General features: G+C 55.9%; 17 protein-coding genes. 5 read left to right on the top strand and 12 right to left on the bottom strand.

Going from position 1 to position 17,965, the window contains the following annotated elements; genetic code table 11:
• Positions 1-64: 64 nt before the first annotated feature.
• From ABID47_RS14260 to ABID47_RS14240, 5 genes are all read right to left on the bottom strand, one after another.
• Positions 65-883 carry a GNAT family N-acetyltransferase gene (locus ABID47_RS14260; RefSeq protein ID WP_354497581.1) on the bottom strand — a complete coding sequence of 273 codons (819 nt, stop codon included), beginning with the start codon at positions 881-883 and terminating at the stop codon, positions 65-67.
• Positions 884-994: 111 nt separating this feature from the next.
• The gene (locus ABID47_RS14255; RefSeq protein WP_354497579.1) at positions 995-4,174 is read right to left on the bottom strand and encodes a bifunctional cytochrome P450/NADPH--P450 reductase; all 3,180 of its coding nucleotides are present in this window, start codon (positions 4,172-4,174) and stop codon (positions 995-997) included.
• 273 nt (positions 4,175-4,447) lie between these two features.
• Positions 4,448-4,849: an RDD family protein gene (locus tag ABID47_RS14250; RefSeq protein WP_116231161.1), complete on the bottom strand. Its 402-nt coding sequence runs from the start codon at positions 4,847-4,849 to the stop codon at positions 4,448-4,450.
• A gap of 195 nt (positions 4,850-5,044) precedes the next feature.
• Positions 5,045-5,605, bottom strand: a complete 561-nt coding sequence (locus tag ABID47_RS14245) for a DEAD/DEAH box helicase family protein (RefSeq protein ID WP_116231162.1) — start codon at positions 5,603-5,605, stop codon at positions 5,045-5,047.
• A 132-nt stretch (positions 5,606-5,737) separates the two neighbouring features.
• A complete protein-coding gene (locus tag ABID47_RS14240; protein WP_076167836.1) occupies positions 5,738-6,115 on the bottom strand; it encodes a DivIVA domain-containing protein in 378 nt (125 codons plus the stop codon).
• Between the two features lie 269 nt (positions 6,116-6,384).
• On the opposite strand from ABID47_RS14240, the gene ABID47_RS14235 reads away from it, so the two are divergent.
• Together ABID47_RS14235 and ABID47_RS14230 are read left to right on the top strand one after the other, a co-directional pair.
• Entirely contained in the window at positions 6,385-7,341 is a 957-nt protein-coding gene (locus ABID47_RS14235) for a cation diffusion facilitator family transporter (protein WP_354497576.1), read from the top strand.
• 104 nt (positions 7,342-7,445) lie between these two features.
• Positions 7,446-8,015: a TraR/DksA C4-type zinc finger protein gene (locus tag ABID47_RS14230; RefSeq protein WP_354497574.1), complete on the top strand. Its 570-nt coding sequence runs from the start codon at positions 7,446-7,448 to the stop codon at positions 8,013-8,015.
• Between the two features lie 107 nt (positions 8,016-8,122).
• Here ABID47_RS14230 and ABID47_RS14225 read toward each other — a convergent pair whose 3' ends face one another.
• The 5 genes from ABID47_RS14225 to ABID47_RS14205 all read right to left on the bottom strand — a co-directional run bounded on the left by ABID47_RS14225 (position 8,123) and on the right by ABID47_RS14205 (position 12,714).
• Positions 8,123-9,127, bottom strand: coding sequence for a Gfo/Idh/MocA family protein (locus ABID47_RS14225; RefSeq protein ID WP_354497572.1), 1,005 nt, complete (start codon positions 9,125-9,127; stop codon positions 8,123-8,125).
• 27 nt (positions 9,128-9,154) lie between these two features.
• Entirely contained in the window at positions 9,155-9,517 is a 363-nt protein-coding gene (locus tag ABID47_RS14220) for a helix-turn-helix transcriptional regulator (protein WP_076169519.1), read from the bottom strand.
• A 549-nt stretch (positions 9,518-10,066) separates the two neighbouring features.
• The gene (locus tag ABID47_RS14215; protein ID WP_354497569.1) at positions 10,067-11,230 is read right to left on the bottom strand and encodes an acyltransferase; all 1,164 of its coding nucleotides are present in this window, start codon (positions 11,228-11,230) and stop codon (positions 10,067-10,069) included.
• Between the two features lie 165 nt (positions 11,231-11,395).
• Complete coding sequence (locus ABID47_RS14210; RefSeq protein WP_435530624.1) at positions 11,396-12,178, bottom strand: pirin family protein; 783 nt, start codon at positions 12,176-12,178, stop codon at positions 11,396-11,398.
• A 146-nt stretch (positions 12,179-12,324) separates the two neighbouring features.
• Entirely contained in the window at positions 12,325-12,714 is a 390-nt protein-coding gene (locus ABID47_RS14205; RefSeq protein WP_354497567.1) for a DoxX family protein, read from the bottom strand.
• Positions 12,715-13,051: 337 nt separating this feature from the next.
• On the opposite strand from ABID47_RS14205, the gene ABID47_RS14200 reads away from it, so the two are divergent.
• Together ABID47_RS14200 and ABID47_RS14195 are read left to right on the top strand one after the other, a co-directional pair.
• On the top strand, positions 13,052-13,345 hold the full coding sequence (locus ABID47_RS14200) for a hypothetical protein (protein ID WP_354497565.1): 294 nt from the start codon (positions 13,052-13,054) through the stop codon (positions 13,343-13,345).
• Positions 13,299-13,586 (top strand): hypothetical protein, encoded by a 288-nt coding sequence (locus ABID47_RS14195; RefSeq protein ID WP_354497563.1) that lies wholly within the window; start codon positions 13,299-13,301, stop codon positions 13,584-13,586. Before ABID47_RS14200 ends, ABID47_RS14195 begins: the two co-directional genes overlap by 47 nt.
• A 43-nt stretch (positions 13,587-13,629) precedes the next feature.
• On the opposite strand, the gene ABID47_RS14190 is transcribed toward ABID47_RS14195, so the two are convergent.
• Both ABID47_RS14190 and hrpB read right to left on the bottom strand, forming a co-directional pair.
• A complete protein-coding gene (locus ABID47_RS14190) occupies positions 13,630-14,199 on the bottom strand; it encodes a general stress protein (protein ID WP_397334130.1) in 570 nt (189 codons plus the stop codon).
• A gap of 89 nt (positions 14,200-14,288) precedes the next feature.
• Entirely contained in the window at positions 14,289-16,796 is a 2,508-nt protein-coding gene (hrpB, locus tag ABID47_RS14185; RefSeq protein ID WP_354497561.1) for an ATP-dependent helicase HrpB, read from the bottom strand.
• 179 nt (positions 16,797-16,975) lie between these two features.
• Between hrpB and gluQRS the strand changes: the two genes are divergently transcribed.
• Positions 16,976-17,956: a tRNA glutamyl-Q(34) synthetase GluQRS gene (gene gluQRS, locus ABID47_RS14180; RefSeq protein ID WP_354497559.1), complete on the top strand. Its 981-nt coding sequence runs from the start codon at positions 16,976-16,978 to the stop codon at positions 17,954-17,956.
• Positions 17,957-17,965 lie beyond the last annotated feature (9 nt).

Below are 17,965 nucleotides of genomic sequence, written 5' to 3'. Positions count from 1 at the left end.
ACATCGTATGCTTCCTCCTCATCGTGTATTACTTGTCCGTAATATGACCGTTCTAGTCGTAATCCTAAGCAAGCGTCCGGTCCCCCCGCGAATTAGGCTGGGAGTAGACCATAAATTCGACCGGCTCCGCCGATCGGTTCATGACCTGGTGCACCGCTCCCGGCTGCACCCTCATTCCCTGATGGGCAGATAACGTATGCACCGTACCTTCGATTTCAATTTCGAGTGTGCCAAACAACACGAAGAAAAACTGCCCCGCTCTGGCGTGATAATGCCTTTGCTCACTTGTCTCCGGCGGCATCCTCTCGTGAATGATGCTGACCGTCTCTTCATCAACCAGCCGCCATCCGTCACAATCGTTTCCCCATACGTAATGCTCCGCGTTGTCTTTGCTGATCATACCGTGTTGACTCCGCACTGGTTTGCTCATGATGTACCAACCATCCGTTCGTTCAGGATATTCATGCTCCTCAGCGATTTCATAGCCCAGCTTCCGGTAGAACCGGAGGTTTTCTGGAAGCGACAACCTGACTCCCAGCCGGATCTCGGAATAACGAAGCTGTGCAGCGAGATTCTCGAAATGCTTCATGATGGCCTTGCCCAATCCCTGACCGCGGGCCTCGGGAATGACAGATAGCCTTCCGACGTACAAAAAGGAATCTCGTAAGAAATACTGCGCCGATCCTACAGGCTTGTCACCGGACCAAACCAGAAGGGCTCCGCCCCCATGTTCGCTGATTTTGCTCAGGATCGTTTCGGTATTTTCCGACAAAGCGCCTGAGGGCGGATGGAGACGGCCCCGATATTCTTCAAAAGCCAGCATCATTGTCTGGTGAACGAGCTCTATTTCATCCGTGCTCGCGATTCTGATTTCATAATTCACCTGGTTTGCCCCTCCCTGATCGTCCTTACCATCGCTTTCATCATATATTTGCGGACGGAAAGGAAGCAATCAGCAAAATGAGGCCTGCCCCGAAATCCAACCGCCGGGAGTTCAACCTGCCCATACGTCCTTCACATAGTTTCCTGCCGATTCGAGCCCGGCAAGCCACCCGGCTGCTTCTTCAGGGCTCGCCCCGTGTTTGTCCCGATAGGAGCCCATCAGCGTCTCTTCTACCTGGGGTGCCATCCGGGAGCCGTCGCCGCAAATGTACAGCTTAGCCCCGGCCTCGAGCAGCTTCAGCAGCAGCTCGCCGTCCTGTTTCATCAGATGCTGGACATAGCATTTATCCTTGCCCTCCACTCTGGAGAAAGCCGTATGAAGCGTCACCACGCCGTCCTTTTCCGCCTGCTCAAACTCCTCGCGGTATAAGTAATCATGCTCCGGATGTCTGCAGCCAAAATACAGATGAGCTTCGCCCAGCGCCTTTCCTTCCGCTTGCAGGACCCGTCTCGCCTGGATAAAGCCTCTGAACGGAGCCACGCCTGTGCCCGGCCCTACCATGATTATCGGTGTGGCGGGATCTTCCGGCAGCACAAAGCCGGATTCAGGAGATCGGACGAACATCAGGACTTCGGCCCCAGGTTCCTGTACGGCCAGGTAGTTGGAGGCGATACCGCAGTACTCTCCTTTACCGCTCCATGCCTCACCCCGAACGACACCGACTGTAATGCTGGCTGTGCCTGGGCTGACTTTGGGCGAGCTGGAGATGGAGTAATATCTCGGCTTGAGCGCCGGCAGCAGCTCCAGAAAACGCGCAAACGGCAGCTCGCAGGCTTCGTACTGCTCAAGCAGGTCCAGCATCGTAACCCGCTTCGCCCGAATGTTGGATTGGAACTCGTCTTCCTCAAGCATGGCCTCCAGTTCCTTAGCATGCGGCGGACATACCGTGTACGATGCCAGCTCCCGAATTTGGGCACGGGTGGCCGGTTCCTGCAGCTCGACGCTGCGTGCCAGCAGTTCGTCCAGCCGGATCGGCACTCCTGTCTTCAGGTGAGCACTGTGTTTTCCGTCTGCCGTCAGAATCAGGTGCGCCGAGCCGTCCAGCTGGAATCGGCGGAGCACCCGCCGCACCAATGGCTCAGGATTCACCGGGAGCACGCCCAGATGATCCCCTTCGCGATAAGCCGTACCCTCCGGCAGCGCAATTTCGATGTGCTGCGTGACCCTTCCGCTGTCTGCGTGCTGAAGATTGCAGCTGCGCACGATCCGCCCGGATACGGCGTGGTAGGTCTCCGCAAGCGGCACGGCAGCCACGCCCTGGACAAAGCGCAGCGACAGCGTGCTCCGCTTGGTGTCGCGGACGTCCGAGACCGGGAGTCCCAGCGCCGGCATCAAATCCGGCCATAAGCGCTCCGTCCAGTCGTCCACTTCCCGTTCAAAATCGCCGCTGGCATCGCTCTCCCCGCGCGGAAGGAGCCGCTTTCCCCCTTTGGCGGCCAACTGCTCATCAATCAGGCGCGGGATCCGCTGGTACGTGCTGGCCCAATTGTGATCCCCGCAGCCAAATACGGCGTAGCGGACGTCCCGGATGGCGGAAGGATCGGCGGTTTCCAGCCATTCCATAAACGCCTTGGCGTTGGAAGGGGGCTGGCCGTTATAGGACGCCGTTACGATAATCACCGCCCCCTCCTTCGGAAGCGCGCCGGCATAGTCGTCCAGAGGACCGACCTGGCTGTCGAATCCCTGGTACCTCGCGCGGTCAGCCACCTCCCTGGCGATGCCTTCCGCGGTGCCCAAATTGGAGCCGTACAGGACAAGCAGCGGCGTATGATGTTCATTTGCAGCCAGGGAAGCCGGCTTGGTGGATTCGCTGACAGCGGCTCCCACGGTCTCAGCGCTGCCGTAACCCACCGGGATCAATGCGCCTTTTCGGCTGCGGACACGGATCCGGAACCCTTCCGGTTTTAGCGTAAGCGTCTCTTTAACCTTGAGCTCGTAGTGGCCGACGTCCGCCAGATCAAAATACTTCAGCACCAACCCCAGCACCAGCGTGGCTTCCTGCAAGGCGAACTGCTGGCCGATGCACGCCCGCTGGCCGTTGCCGAACGGCTTATACGCATCATGCGGAACCTTGCTAGGATCCTCGAACCGCTCGGGTTTGAATACCTCCACGTCATCGCCCCAGACGCGCACGTCCCGGTGAAGTCCCGGAATGAGCACCGTCACGCTGTTGCCCTGTTGGATCGGATAGGTTCCCCCAATCATCGTATCTTCTTTAGCGTACAGCGAGAAAGCCGGTGCTGTCGGCCATAACCGCAGGGACTCGCTAAGAACCATCCGGACATATTTCAGATCCCTTACCTGTTGATACGTCGGTACGGGATCTTTCAAAACCCGGTCCACTTCTTCCACGGCCTTGCGCAGCTTATCGGGGTTTTTCATCAAAAAATAGATCGCAAAGGAGAGCAAACCGCTGGTCGTTTCATGCCCCGCGATTAGGAACGTGATCATCTGGTAGCGGATATTTTCATGATCCAGCCGCTCCCCCGTATTTGCATCAACGCCGTCCAGCATATGTGCAAGCAGGTCATCCTCATCCCCGCCATGCGCCTTGCGCTCCCGGATCAGTTCATCGACGAGTGAAAACATCGTCTGGATATCCTCTTGAAACTGCCGCTTCTTCCGGATCATAAACATATCCTGGATGCCCAGCCGGTGAAGCTGGTTCATCCCTTCGTCCAGCGCTCGTACCATCGCATCGATAAAAGGGTGATTGTTTTCCCGGTAAAAGCTGTTAAAGCGGTAACTAAACCCGCACAGACCGATCGTGTCGAGCGTCAGCCGGGTCATATCGGCAGGAACGTCCACCGTTTCGTCCGGGTTCAGCCTTCCCCATTTTTGAATCAACTGCATGGCGATATCCAGCATTTTCGTATGATAACCCTGCATGGCCCGCTGGCTGAAGCTGGACAGCAGAATGTTATGGGCTTTTTTCCAATTGGGTTCCTGGGTTGCGCTCGTAAAAAGGCCGTCACCGGCAAATGTGCGCACGTTCTGCAGCGGAGCCCAGATCCTTTTGTCAAAACGCTTTTCGTCGCAGGCGTCCTTCACATATTCATGGCCGGACACATACAGCTCCCTGCGGCCGCCGGGATATTGGAACTGAAAGATCGGCCCAAGCTCCGCGGCGACCTTCACCAACGATTGCACCGGTGCGGCGGAATCCAGCAAAGGCAGATTGCCTAGAGGTCCGTAGGTTTTAGGTTGTGGCACCTGAATGGTTTGCGTCATGGTTATTCCCTCCATCATCCTGTTTTTTCTCTTTAATCCAGACCGCGCAGCAGACTGGTAACCGCTCTGAAAAATACCAACTGACCAAAATAGTAATTTGGTCATTTTATAAGAAAAAAGGAGGATTTGACGGCTGCGGCTGCTTACGCCTGACAACGCTGTCCTATCCTACCTTTTACCCTATCATGATATGATTGTCCCGCACATCAGCCAGAGGTCCGGAATTCACCGGCAAAGCGGCGTGCTTCCTGTTACTTTTCAGCCAGGACATGTTCAGTCATATACGACTTCCGTCCCGGCAATAAAGTCATGAATCGACCGTTTGTCTTCACGCAGCCCCACCATAAAAGCACTGATGATCGCGCAAATGCCTAAGCTTAGACCATACACGAGGCCGGCGACGACGTTCCGCAGCAGCATGGTCCCGATTCCGGGGGGCTGGTGATCGCTCACCTTGCGGATCCGGATGTTGCATATCCTTTTGCCCACTGTATAACCGTTCCAGAATACAGGCACGAGCAGTGAATACAAACCGCTGATCGTATCGGAAATCCACTCCTCGTTTCCCCATTTTCCCGTAATCATCCACACCACAATCATGATCGGCAAGCCAACGAGCAGCCCATCAACCAAAGATGCCCCAAGCCTGATCCAAAAACCCGCATTCCGATTCATTCCGCCTCCTCCTTCTCGTACCCCAAGTTTTATTCATAGTACTCTGGCGCTTTGGCGGTACATTCTTTACTTATGCGACGGCATGACCATTGTTTCTTCCATGCGCCCTTCCAGCAACATGCTGCTTATATTTAAAGAACGTCACGGAGAAGAAAAAGTTACTGGATTGCGGCAGCTTGCAGCCGTAGTGAAAAACTATAGCCCGAATTCATGCTTAATCTGGCGCGCCACTTCTTCTGCGCTCAAATCCGTATTGTTGATTCTCAAATAATTCTCCCGCTTGATTTCGCCATCATATGAATTTAGCCGGTATTTTTCCATCGATGTCTTCAGCTCATTTTCGGACCACTCCGTGTTCCGTTTCGTTGGCTTATGCTGCAGCCGGTTTGGGCTAAGATTGCGGGAGAGCCGTTCGTCTAGATCAGCCTCCAGCTCCACGAGAAAAACTTCCGCGCCCCTGGATTCGAATATCCCGCAGACCTCCTCCACATAATCCCAATCCGCCTTCATGTCCAGCGCCCATACAAACGTGAAAATCAAGCCGGGGAGATCGCTCTTGGCAACCTCTTCGAAGATTTCCCTCCGGAACAATCCAACCAGCCGTTTCCCGGCTTCCGAACCGTAGCTGAAAAACGGCGATACCAGCTCTATCGTCATATGGTTGTGAAAAAGCTTCAGCTCCGTTATTTTTTCGAGTTCCTGTCCTACGGTCATTTTGCCTACGGCCTGCGGGCCAAATATAAGGATGAATTTCATACGGTCCCTCTCCTTTACATTTCGCGTGGTTGGATGAATTCAACAGGGGCGCAAACATAAAAAGCCCTCCGAACCAGGATTTCTGTCCATGTTATTCGGAAGGGCTCTCGCAGTATGACTGTATGTAATGGATTAATCGACGAAAAAGTCAGGATCCGGCCTGATTTTGCTTTTGAGCTGTCTAAGGTTGTACTCCATTTTCAATACGATATCCTCTATCACCTTCGGATCGATGGCAAAACGGTCCGGTTCCGGCCGTGAGCCTGCTTTCAAGTCGCGCAGCGTGATTTGCTGCTCCTGCCATTTATCCATCAGATCGGAAATGATCGCATAAAACCGCTCGTAATCGCTTATGACTTCATCCAGGTAGGCATCCACCTCTTCCGGATCGTAACCCCGAAGCTTGTTGCTGAACACCTTTTCATGGATGGAAAGTGCATCCAGATGAATGCCCAGCTGCTTGAACAGCTTCTTCTGTTTATCCAATCGGCGCTGCATATGTTCATCCATTTGACGAATACCTCCAAATCTCTAGCCCCGCAAAGGGAGGATGTCCTGTATTACTCCCACACCCTATATTTTTTATATCACATCCTTGCCTGGGATGAAAACCGTTCCCCGCTTTTTTGGAGAATGTTCCAAAGAAAAATGGCCATCCTAAGGGATGGCACAAATTGACACGGGCGTGAAATATGTTATTATATGAATAGATGCTCATATGTTAATATTAATTAAGACATGGATGCAATTTGCTTTGTATTCAAAAGGAGGAGCCGCTTATGGCACACGGTCATCATCACCATCATTCCCACTCAACCACTCACGAACATTTACACTCACACTCGCATTCGCATGCACACGGGCCGGCAGATTATAACCGTGCCTTTCTGATCGGTATCGTGCTCAACACGGCCTTCGTCATTTTGGAGGCGGCTTACGGCCTGATCAGCCATTCCCTTTCGCTCGTAGCCGATGCCGGACATAATTTAAGCGACGTCCTCGCTCTCGTGCTGGCCTGGGTCGCCAGCCTCCTCGTCCGAAAGAAAGCGACGGAGCTGCGCACGTACGGTTACCGCCGTTCCTCCATCCTCGCCGCCCTGTTCAATGCCCTGTTCCTGCTCGCGGCGATCGCCCTCATCGCTTGGGGCGCGATCAGCCGCCTCATCCACCCGCAGCCGGTCGACGGCGTGGACGTCATCTGGGTGGCGGCTGTCGGCATCCTCATCAACGCCTTGACGGCGCTGCTGTTCGTTTCCGGACGCCGGGGCGATCTGAACGTCCGGGGGGCGTTTCTGCATATGGCTGCGGATGCCGGCGTATCGCTCGGCGTAGTCATCGCAGGGATCGTCATTTCCGCAACGGGCTGGCTGTGGGTCGACCCGGTCGTCAGTCTGCTGATTGTGCTTGTTATCGGCATCAGCACCTGGGGGCTGCTGAAGGATTCGCTTAATATGGCTCTCGACAGCGTGCCTCCGGGCACAGACGTTGCGGCCATCCGGAATTACTTGACTTCCCTGCCCTGGGTCAAGAGCATGCATGATCTGCACATTTGGGGCATGAGCACCACGGAAACGGCGCTCACAGCACATCTCGTGGTGACGGAGCCCTGCAATGGCGATGAACTTCTGCAGCAGGCAGCCGCCGAGCTGCGCGAGCAATTCGGCATCGGCCATACCACCTTACAGCTCGAGATCGGTGATCTGCCCTGCGCTCTGGACGGAACGGATACCGTCTAGACTGTTCAGCTGGAACTGACGGACACGCATGATTGCTCCCCGCGCCTTTAGGGTAAGGAAAGAGTACAGATACCTTATTCTACTGTCAGAAGGGAGTCTTATCCATGAGTCATTTAACCCATGATCAGCAGCAGGAGCTCAAATCAGCACTGCTGGAACGCAAAAAGGAGCTGGAACACCACTTTCACGCGAATGGTGAGGACAATGCCCTGCTGGGCGACTCGCTCGCCGATTCCACAGGCGAGCTGTCCTCTTACGATAATCACCCTGCCGATGTGGGCACGGAGGTGTTCGAACGCGGCCGGGACCTGGCCGTCAACGACACGCTGCAGGATGAATTGGACCAGGTCGACAGCGCCCTTGGGCGCATGGACCGCGGGGAGTACGGCCAATGTGTCGAATGCGGCCGGGACATTCCGTTCGAGCGTCTGCAGGCGATTCCGTACACCGCTTATTGCGTGGAGCATACGCCGAATCGGGACGTCAGCAGCGACCGGCCCGTCGAAGAAGAGGTGATCACCCCGCCGCCATCCGGCGCAGGCGAAAACCGGCAGCGCTATGACGGCCGTTTTGATGATGCGGACGCATGGGAGTCCGTCGAAGAGTACGGCACGTCTAACACGCCGGCCATGGCAGCCAAGCGTGACGTCACCGATTATGATGAAGGCATGTAAAGCCGGTACACACGAACCGAAGCCCCGGGGATCTCCACCAGAGAACCCGGGGCTTTGATTGTCGTGTGACTTGTGTCTTGCCTCCCTAAGTGCTTGCAGATGAACGCTTACTGCAGGAAGACCTTCTGTTTCGTCTCGGCTGACTTCAGGCACGCTTCCACAACCTTCATGTTCCGTACCGCATCTTCCGGAGGATAAGGGAGCGGCGTTCCGTCCAATACCGCTGCGGCAAAGGCGTCGGCCTCCAGCATGAAATGGCTCAGCACACCGAAGCGTTCCTCCCGCCGCTGATCCCCGACATGGACGATAATCTGGGCCGGCTCCTCGCTCTGCTCCCAGCCAAATGCAACCGGCAGCTCAATCCGTCCTTGCGACCCGACGATCTCCAGCGTGCACCGGGGAGCAGCCCACATGCCGCAGTCAAAGGTCAGCCCGACGCCGTTCGGAAACTCCACCAGACCGGTTGCCATGACGTCCACATGATCGTGTTCCTCCGAAAACAGCGCCTGTACCGACACGGCCAGCGGCTCCTCGCCTAGAATCATGCGAGCCGCCGAAATCGGGTAGCCGCCAACATCATAAATGGCCCCGCCGCCCATCGTTTTTTTGTACCGCACGTTCTCCTTATTTTCGATGTGGTTGTACGTGAAGCACCCGTGAATGGCCCGGATCTGGCCGATCTCGCCTTCCTCGATGATTTCCCGGACCCTGCGATGCTTCGGATGATACCGGTACATAAATGCTTCGGAGAAGATCACCCCCGCTTCCCTGCACGCTTCGACCATTTCGGAAGCTTCTTCGGGGCTGAGCGCAGACGGCTTCTCGCACAGCACGTGCTTGCCGGCTTTTGCCGCCTTGATCGTCCACTCTTTATGCAAATGGTTGGGAAGTGGAATATAGACCGCATCAATGTCGGGATCCTTCAGCAGTTCTTCGTAGGTTCCATACGCCTTCGGTATATCAAACTGTTCCGCCGTATCTTTGGCTTTGGCGTAATCCCGGCTGGCCACCGCCGCAATCTCGGCGCGTCTGGCGTTCTCGACGCCGGGAATAAAAGCGCTTCTCGCTATACTGGCCGTGCTTAAAACCCCAAAACGCAGCTTTTCCTGCATCCCCTACGCCTCCTTCCCTTCCGGGTCTTATTGGTAATTGTCGTTAACCGCCTTGTGCAGAATGCCAAGACAGCGGTCCAGATCGGTTTTGACCTGTTTTTTATACAGCTTGGCCTTCTCGGCTCCATCGTCCGTAAAGTGGTACAATACGATTTCCTGAAAATCCACCCGCGGATCGCTGCCCTTCAGCTGCTTGGTCCGGTAGAAAATGCCCTCCTGCACCAGTTCGTGCAGGGCACGGTAAATTTCGCTCTGCGGGGGAGAATAGCCGTAGCTCTTAAACTCCTGTCTCAGCTCCTCCAGCATCTGATAACCATATCCGCGGTGCTGCTCCACCATCGTAATCAGGTATGCTTTAATAAATGCCCGCTGGGCAATCATAAAGGCCATGCCAGCTTCCTCGCTTTCTTCCCTATTTCCTTCATTAACCAATTTACCTCCATTATAAACGACTATTTTCCAAATCGCATAGCATGAAGGTTTCACTTTGGGAGAATCCTGCGGCAAATTTAATAGAACGGGCTTACTGAGAATACCGTGGAACGGGATTGAACCGTTTTCCCGGTCAGTTCTGGATCAGAGTAGATCGGTCTGGGACGGTCTAAGTCGGTTTGCGCCTTCCTTTTTACCATGGACCTGGATGAGTTAAGTACACGGGGCATGGCAGAATGGCTCCAAAGGTGCAAGATGCGGTACGTATTTGGTTTATTCTATTGTGAATTTTTCATATGATGAAATTGTGTAATGTTGCGGTTGGCAAATAAATAAGCCTTGGATCCGCCGAGGCTGAACTCAAGGCTTTTTGAGAATTCAAAGCTTTTTAACGATACAAGGTGTTTAAGCGATTGGGTCGCAAGGTGCGTTTTATCGCTGGCGATGCCGGGCTGTTGGGATGCTTGTCCACTCGAGTTGGTGGATCGCTGGATCAGCTAACTGGAATCAAGCAGCTTTTGGCGGGCTTGTTTTTTTTCTCAAGGAAGAGACCCCAGCCGTCCACTTGCCGAATGGCAGGTAAGATAAAACAACGATGAGGAGATAAGACAGCAGCACGCAAATGATGAAAGACATCAGCATCCGCACTGCCACGTTCCATCCCGCAAACCACCAGGCATCAAAGGAATACGTATAGCGCAGCATGAGGGCATGAGCCAGATAAGTGCCGTACGAATATTTACCGAGCAGGGACATCGCCCGCTGCGCGCGCGGACCTGCTTGACGAGTCCATTGGAGCGCGTACCTGTAAATGACGAAAACCGAGCTTACCAGAAACACGGCAATCAACGGACGGAGCAGCGAAACTGCATTAAAATTGATGTTCAGCCCGTCTGCCGTTTGGAAGCTGGCCACTAGCTTATATGTAAAATATCCGAACAAGATCAAAAAGACCGCCGTATAAATGACTCCGCCTTTCTCTACCGCCCATCTCCACCGTTCGGGGTACATCCCCGCTGCCGCCCCAAGAATAAAATAAAACATGAAGTAGACGAAGTTACGATCGGCGTAAGCCGTAAAAAACGGCGTCAGAAACGGGATATCCGCTTGTGTCAGCAGGGCGCTGATATCCGGCCGGAAGTACAGCAGCACCAGATAAGCCAAACCGCTGAGCACCAGCAGGGCCGTCCACAATCGATGCGAAGCAGCCTGCATAATCCGGCGGATCAGCATCCGAAAGACAGGGAACAGCAAATAAAACTGCATGATCATGACCACGTACCATAAATGGTAACTGTTCTTCCCCGTGAACAGCATCATCGCCCATTTCCCCCATTGTTCGGGTGACCCGAAGTTCCACTGCTGACTGATGCCAAAATAAACAGCCGACCACAAGATGTAGGGAACCAGTACATCGCTGAACCTTTTTCGCATAAAAACGCCGTACCGCAGCGGACCGTCATAATTGTAGAACAGCACCATCCCGGTGATGAAAATGAAAACGGGCACCGCAAACTTAGCCGCCATCAGCAGCAGCGTCATAATAACCCCGTCCTCCATAGCCACCCCGCCGACGATGGAGTAGTGGGCGATCGCATGCTGCATGGCCACAGCCAAGAAGGCCAACCCTCGCAGCAGCTCTATTTCCTGTATTCTCGCTTTCTTTGACATACCTTCCTCCTGGTGCTTAAAAAGATCACTTTCCTGACCACAGCTCATTTTCTTTACTTTACCCTTTTCCATCCTAAACGAAAAAAAGAACGCCTGCCAGAAAGAATTGGCAAAGCGTTCTTTGATACTTACAGCCTGGCTGATAATACGACCGAGGCCGCATCGTTAATAGCGTTTAGGGAGCAGCGCGTAATCCACGCGTTCCGGAACTTCAATCAGCAGCATCCGAAGCGGGCCTTCCTGGGCATGAACCGTGATTTCTTCGTCATGATCTGTGCTCAGCAGCATAAAGTCGCGCGGATCAAACGTTTCGTCATGTACGCCCGGAAGCTCACCGCTCCAGCGGCCGCCGCCCCGAAGTGCGAGTGCGGTCAGCGCCCGGCCCTTACGAAGGGGGAGGCTGTAGGTGCCGCCGACTTCCAGCTGAACGTCCCACATTCCGGCATCCACGCTGAGCTTAAGCGGGGCGTCTCCACCCACGATCTGCTTGACGGTGCCGCCGGCGGTTTCCGTTACCGGAAACTGTTCGTGCTCCCATTGCTCGTAAGAAGGTTCCCGCTTGTTCGATACTTTCAGATCCGGCTCAAACCAAATTTGAAAGCTCTCCATGTCCGGACCGATCAGACGCTCTTCATGGCTGACTCCGGACCCTGCCCGGATGAGCTGGGCTCCGCCGGAACCAACCGTGCTGCGGGTACCGAGGGAATCCCCGTGTTCAGCCTTTCCTTGGATGACGTACGTCATAATTTCAAATCCAAAATGGGGATGAAGAGGAATATGTCCTTCCTCCGGAGTGTAGGCCCATGCCCAATAAAACAGCGGGCCGATCCGGTTAATGACCGATCCCTCCCCAGGGAAACCGATTGGCTTCTGCTCTGTGATCTTTCCTCCGTCAAATGCTCCGCGTCCCTGCATCGAGGGCAAATAGCGCCGTACATGCATGCTCATCCCATCCTTTCACACCTTATTTTAAATTTACATCCATCACGATTCATCTAAATGATTGACTTGCATATCCATTACTAACGAAACACCCAATTCAATGGAGTATACACACCCGACCACCACAATTATATATTTTACGATAGCTGTCCTTACTGGAACAGGCTGTATGCACCCGGACCGGTCAATGTCACGCCGACGACCGCGGCGATCAGGATCAGATTATACTCAAACCCGTTCGAGGTCGCCCAAAATCCGTTTTTGCCATGGACGGTGACGATGGCGCCGATCATCGTTACAGCAATCATGATCGCCGCAAGCGGAGTCCAGATTCCCGCAGCAAACAGCAATCCACCTGCAAATTCAAAGATCCCCGTTACCAGTGCCAGCAAGAAAGCCGGCTTCAAGTTCATCGATGCAAGCCACCCGGCTGTCCCTTTTAAGCCGCCTCCGCCAAACCAGCCGAACAGCTTCTGCGCGCCATGCCCGGCAAACGTAAGTCCAATCACCAAACGAATAATCAACAATCCCCATGCAACCATTTTTACCATCCTCCATTTTTTTAAATTTAATTTTCTTAATATTGAGATAATAGGTTAAAAAAAAGCATCATCCTTATCCAAACTGCCAGCCCTCCGCTGTAACTTCTAACAAACTTCCTTCATTCAACCCGCTAATATCGGCATAACCGCTGCATTAGATCAGCCTCATTTCTGTTTGGTAAATATCTTAAATTTAAGATAATTCATAATTCGTTTTTTGTCAACACCCGATTTACAAGTTTCTTCGCGTCCTCAGGAGTCTAAACAAAGTCAACCTATCCGATGCATAGCTTCTTAAGATCCAGACAACAATATTCCAAAAAAGACAGGGGGTGCAATGATGGACAGCAGCCATAAGATGGCCGGAAGTCCCGCTCCGAACGCCTCCTTGCAAAAATTGATCAGGCATGAGACGCTGGGCATCATCAAGTCCGAGACCTTGGTGCAGCTCGTTTCCGACTCCGCTCTCATCGATCTGCTGAAAATCAGCGCCCAAATGCGCAAATCGCTGCTCGAACAGCTTCACGACGTTTTTTATGGGCATTCCCAAGCGACTTCATCCCCATTCCAAGCAGGTGACAGCCATGAACCCCGTCCTGGAGAGCCTGACCGGCCTAAAGGCGCTCAATGACCAATATATTGCAGCCGACCTGATGCAGGATACACAAGTCCGGATCTCTCTACTTGCCCGGTGCCTGTTGGAAAATCCGCCGCTGATTCAGGACAGTATAGCCAACGAGCTGCGAACGGCTATTGAATTTTTGCAGCGGCTTACGGAGTACTGCGTCCGTAAAGCCTGGATTCTGCCGGACGCTTCGGCGCAGTGGGAGCAGGACCTGAAATGGGCTTATAAGGCCGTTAAAATGGTCTAAACGTAAAAAACGGCTCCTTGAAGGAGCCGTCTTTTGTATGCCATTACGGGCGAACGTGATCGTTATCGGTCAAGGAAGCGGTATCGTCGGTCACCAGCCCGAGATCCCTGTTATAGCGCTCGGCATTCAGCGAACGGTTTCGGTTGAACACGTCGTAGATGTCACGGTCGCGTCCTCTGGCATCGACGATGACCAAAATTTTACCCTTATCCACATAAGTTTCGTACTCTTTGGCCTCGTCCTCCGGAATGCCCAGGCCGATCAAGCCGCCGACGAGTCCGCCGGCACCGGCACCTACCGCAGCACCGGCAAGCGTCGCGGCAATCGGGCCCGCCGCAAGAATCGGCCCGATTCCAGGGATGGCCAATGCGCCGATCCCCGCCAGCAGCCCGGCCACACCGCCGAGCATACCGCCTGTGGCTGCACCGGCGGCTACGCCTTCCGGCGCCTTTGTACCTGTATCTTCCGTAATCGTCTGTAAATCTTCCCGGTCCTTCGTTACGACGGAAATATCCTCAGGCGGGAAACCGAAATCCTGCAGCTCGGTGATCGCCCGGGACGCTTCCTGCTCACTTTCAAAAACGCCAACAATTTTTTTGCCATGATCCATCATATTCACCCTCCATTCATTGTTGTTATGCCTTCTATTACCCCTGCCCAGAGGTTTGCAAACAACAATAAACCGAATGTGAGGCCAATAAATTATTGGGGCCTGGTTCTCCTTGTCGGAACAGCCTCGAGCGGGTCGTCCGGCCAGTAATGCTTGGGATAGCGGCCCTTGAGATCCTTTTTGACATCAAAATACCCCTGCTTCCAAAAGCTGGCCAGATCCGAAGTCACCTGCACCGGCCGCTGAGCCGGGGACAGCAGGTGCAGGGTTAGCGGCATCTTCCCCCTGCCGATGCGCGGCGTTTCATGCCATCCGAACATTTCCTGAAGCTTCACGGCAAGCACCGGCTTGGCCGGGTCGCTGTAGTCCACCGGGATTCGCGAACCGCTCGGTACGGTGATGTGCGTCGGCGCCTCCTCATCCAGCTGCTTCCGCTGCTCCCACGTCAGGCTCTGTTCCAGGACGGCGGACATATGCAGCCGCTGCAGATCGCTCTTTTTCTTCATCCCGTGCAGGTATGGCTGAAGCCACTCCCGCAGGGTTCCGGAGAGGGTCTCTCCGGAAAAATCCGGCCAGTCGGCATGCATCAGATGCATGAATTGCAGACGCTGCCGAAGCTGTGTTGACGACTTGTTCCACGGCAGGATATCCAGACCCTCGACGGCAATGCCGTCCAGCAGTGCTTCCGCTATGGCATCAGACGGCGGCGCGGGGTCCGGTGATTCACGGAGGATGACTGCTCCCAGTCTCGTCACCTGCCTTGCTTTGACCCCCTGGATTTGCCGGTCCCAGGCGATCGCTCCTTCCCGGATGATGCCGTCCTGATGAAGAGCGAACAGCTCCTCCTCCGGAAGTGGTGCGGCCAGAAGCACCCGGCCCTCCGCCCCTTTGGCGTCATCCACGCTGGCTGCCACGATATACGGCGCACGGCTCAGCAGCTGAACCTGCCCGATTTCTACCCCCCTGCCCGAAGTCAGCAGAAACCTGCCGTTACCCCGGTTCTGTCCGATCCGGTCGGGATAGGCCAAGGAGAGCAGCGGACCTGCGTATTCTTCGTTGATCGCCGCATCGGCATCCAAATCCATTGTAGCGCGGATACCGCGGATTTCCTGCTCAATACGGCGGATTCGCCCTTCGTCCGCAAGGCCGGACAGCGCACCCCGGCCGCCGCGCATCCACGCAGCTACGGCTTCGGCCCGCTTCCGGATATCGACGTCCCGGTCCATACTTTGTCCCTGGAACAGGTCCCGTTCCTGCAAAAGGGCTGCCAATACGGCCGCCAGCATCCCATGTCCCTGCGCGGCACCCAGCAGCACCATCCGCGACAGACGGGGATGCATCCCGGCTGTGGACATCTTTTTCCCCAGTCCGGTGATCCCGCCTCCGCTATCAAGGGCTCCCAGGCGCTTCAACAGCTCTACCGCCTGCCCGTACGCCGCTGCGGGCGGCGGGTCCAGCCACAGCAGGCTGAGCGGGTCTTTGACCCCCCAGGCTGCCAGCTCAAGCGCCAGCGGGGCGAGATCGGTCTGCAGAATCTCCGGCGTGCTCCGCTCCGGCAGAAAGTCCTGCTCTTCCCGGCTCCACAGCCGGTAGGCGGTCCCCCGCATCGTCCGCCCGGCACGGCCTCTGCGCTGATCCGCCGACGCCTTGGACACCTTGACCGTCGTGAGTCCGGACATGCCGGTCCGCGGAGAAAACATCTGCGTCCGCATCAGCCCGGCGTCGACCACGATCGTGACCCCTTGGATCGTCAAACTCGTTTCCGCGATCGAGGTGCTGAGGATGATCTTCCGGCGCCCCTGCCTGTCCGGAGCTACGGCTTCATCCTGCTCCTGCTGCGGGAGCTGGCCGTGCAGCGGACGGATCACACAGCCCGCGGGCAGCCCCCTCTGCTCGAGTTCCCGGCGAACCTGGCCGATCTCCCTCGCTCCGGGAAGGAACACGAGCATGTCCCCGTCATGGGCGGACAAGGCCCGCGTAACGACCGCAGCCACGGCCTGATGAAGCGGGGTTCCCGCCGCCGGTGGGGCATAGACCGTCTCGACGGGATACTGCCTGCCCGCGCAGTGAACGACAGGCGCTCCGCCCAGCAGCGCGGCTACCGGCTCCGCTTCCAGCGTGGCCGACATGATCAGCAGGCGCAGGTCCTCCCGCAGGACCGACTGGGATTCCAGCGCAAGCGCCAGCCCCAGGTCGCCATGAATGTTGCGCTCATGGAACTCGTCAAAGATGATCATCCCGACGCCGCCAAGCTCCGGATCGCGCTGCAGCATGCGCGTCAATATTCCTTCCGTCACGACTTCGATCCGCGTGGACGCGCTGGTCTTGCTGTCCATCCGGACCCGGTAGCCGACGGTTTGGCCGACCTTTTCGCCCAGCTGCGAGGCCATATAAGCAGCGGCCGACCGGGCCGCAAGCCTGCGCGGCTCCAGCATGACGATTTTTTGGCCGTCCAGCCAGCTTTCATCGAGGAAGGCGAGCGGGGTTTGGGTCGTTTTGCCTGCTCCCGGCTCGGCAATCAGCAGCGCCGACGTGCGGCGGTTCAATATTTCTTTCAGCTCCGGCATCACCTGAAGTACCGGCAGCTCCAATTCTGTCATAATTCCACCCGTTTTCTCTTTATGTAAGGTAAGGATCGGGCCCAGACGATCACCCGACTACGCTGTATCCCTCTATTATAAAGCCTGCATGCGCTGGATATCTATTCAGGTTTGCTATAAAATGTATCCATTCGGATTGACCGACCTGACTGATGATTGGGGAAAGGAGACTGCTCATCATGAACCCAACCAACCCGAAGCTGCGCGGACGGTTTGCCCCGACCCCCTCCGGGGAAATGCATATCGGCAATGCCTGGACAGCCCTGCTTGCCTGGCTGCAAATCCGTTCCGGGCATGGAAGCTTCATCCTCCGTATGGAAGACATCGACAAGCCCCGGTCCAAGCCGCATTTGGCCCGGCAGATCCTGGACGATCTGCGCTGGCTTGGCATCGACTGGGACGAGGGGCCCGACGTCGGTGGTCCCTATGCTCCCTATACGCAAAGCGAACGGCTTCAGCATTACGAGGACGCCTTAGGCAAGCTGCAGAAGCAGGGCGCCTTGTACACCTGCTTCTGCAGCCGGGCCGATCTCCTATCCGCGGCCAGCGCACCGCACGGACTCGCCGCGGAAGGGCCGGCCTATCCCGGCACCTGCCGGAATCTCAGCCCGGAAGAGAGGGCGGCCAAGGCCAAGCTGAAGCAGCCTTCCATCCGGTACCGGGTCGGGGAGGAGCCGGTAGCGTTCATCGACGGCGTCAGCGGACGGCACAGCTTCGACCCGGCAGCCACCGGCGACTTTATCGTCAAGCGGGCGGATGGCATGTTTTCCTACCAGCTGGCCGTCGTCGTGGACGACGCCATGATGCAGGTCACGCACGTTCTGCGGGGCGCCGACCTGCTGGATTCAACGCCGCGGCAGATGCAGCTCTACCAGGCGCTGGGCTGGGAGATCCCTGCCTTTGCCCACGTTCCCCTGTTTATGGGAACGGACGGCAAACGCCTGGCGAAGCGGCACGGGAACACGAGCCTGGCGGCGCTTCGGGAGCAGGGGGTATCCCCGGCCAAGCTCACCGGCTGGCTGGCCTGGATCGGCGGACTCGTGCCCACGCCGGATCCGGCCGCTCCCCAGGAGCTGATCGGCCGGTTTGATTTGAGCCTCGTTCCAGCCGGGCCAATCGTCATTACGGAAGACCTCCTAGCCCGGTTGTACGAAAGTTAAAGGGTTCTC

This window comes from Paenibacillus favisporus (assembly GCF_040545415.1).
GTDB lineage: Bacteria > Bacillota > Bacilli > Paenibacillales > Paenibacillaceae > Paenibacillus_AQ > Paenibacillus_AQ favisporus.
This window is presented reverse-complemented; position numbering and strand designations above follow the sequence as displayed.

Coding starts and splice junctions, on each gene's coding strand:
- ABID47_RS14255 (WP_354497579.1), bottom strand. CDS start 4,174: ATGACGCAAACCATTCAGGTGCCACAACCTAAAACCTACGGACCTCTA.
- ABID47_RS14250 (WP_116231161.1), bottom strand. CDS start 4,849: ATGAATCGGAATGCGGGTTTTTGGATCAGGCTTGGGGCATCTTTGGTT.
- ABID47_RS14245 (WP_116231162.1), bottom strand. CDS start 5,605: ATGAAATTCATCCTTATATTTGGCCCGCAGGCCGTAGGCAAAATGACC.
- ABID47_RS14240 (WP_076167836.1), bottom strand. CDS start 6,115: ATGGATGAACATATGCAGCGCCGATTGGATAAACAGAAGAAGCTGTTC.
- ABID47_RS14235 (WP_354497576.1), top strand. CDS start 6,385: ATGGCACACGGTCATCATCACCATCATTCCCACTCAACCACTCACGAA.
- ABID47_RS14230 (WP_354497574.1), top strand. CDS start 7,446: ATGAGTCATTTAACCCATGATCAGCAGCAGGAGCTCAAATCAGCACTG.
- ABID47_RS14225 (WP_354497572.1), bottom strand. CDS start 9,127: ATGCAGGAAAAGCTGCGTTTTGGGGTTTTAAGCACGGCCAGTATAGCG.
- ABID47_RS14220 (WP_076169519.1), bottom strand. CDS start 9,517: ATGGCCTTTATGATTGCCCAGCGGGCATTTATTAAAGCATACCTGATT.
- ABID47_RS14215 (WP_354497569.1), bottom strand. CDS start 11,230: ATGTCAAAGAAAGCGAGAATACAGGAAATAGAGCTGCTGCGAGGGTTG.
- ABID47_RS14210 (WP_435530624.1), bottom strand. CDS start 12,178: ATGAGCATGCATGTACGGCGCTATTTGCCCTCGATGCAGGGACGCGGA.
- ABID47_RS14205 (WP_354497567.1), bottom strand. CDS start 12,714: ATGGTTGCATGGGGATTGTTGATTATTCGTTTGGTGATTGGACTTACG.
- ABID47_RS14200 (WP_354497565.1), top strand. CDS start 13,052: ATGATGGACAGCAGCCATAAGATGGCCGGAAGTCCCGCTCCGAACGCC.
- ABID47_RS14195 (WP_354497563.1), top strand. CDS start 13,299: ATGAACCCCGTCCTGGAGAGCCTGACCGGCCTAAAGGCGCTCAATGAC.
- ABID47_RS14190 (WP_397334130.1), bottom strand. CDS start 14,199: ATGATGGATCATGGCAAAAAAATTGTTGGCGTTTTTGAAAGTGAGCAG.
- hrpB (WP_354497561.1), bottom strand. CDS start 16,796: ATGACAGAATTGGAGCTGCCGGTACTTCAGGTGATGCCGGAGCTGAAA.
- gluQRS (WP_354497559.1), top strand. CDS start 16,976: ATGAACCCAACCAACCCGAAGCTGCGCGGACGGTTTGCCCCGACCCCC.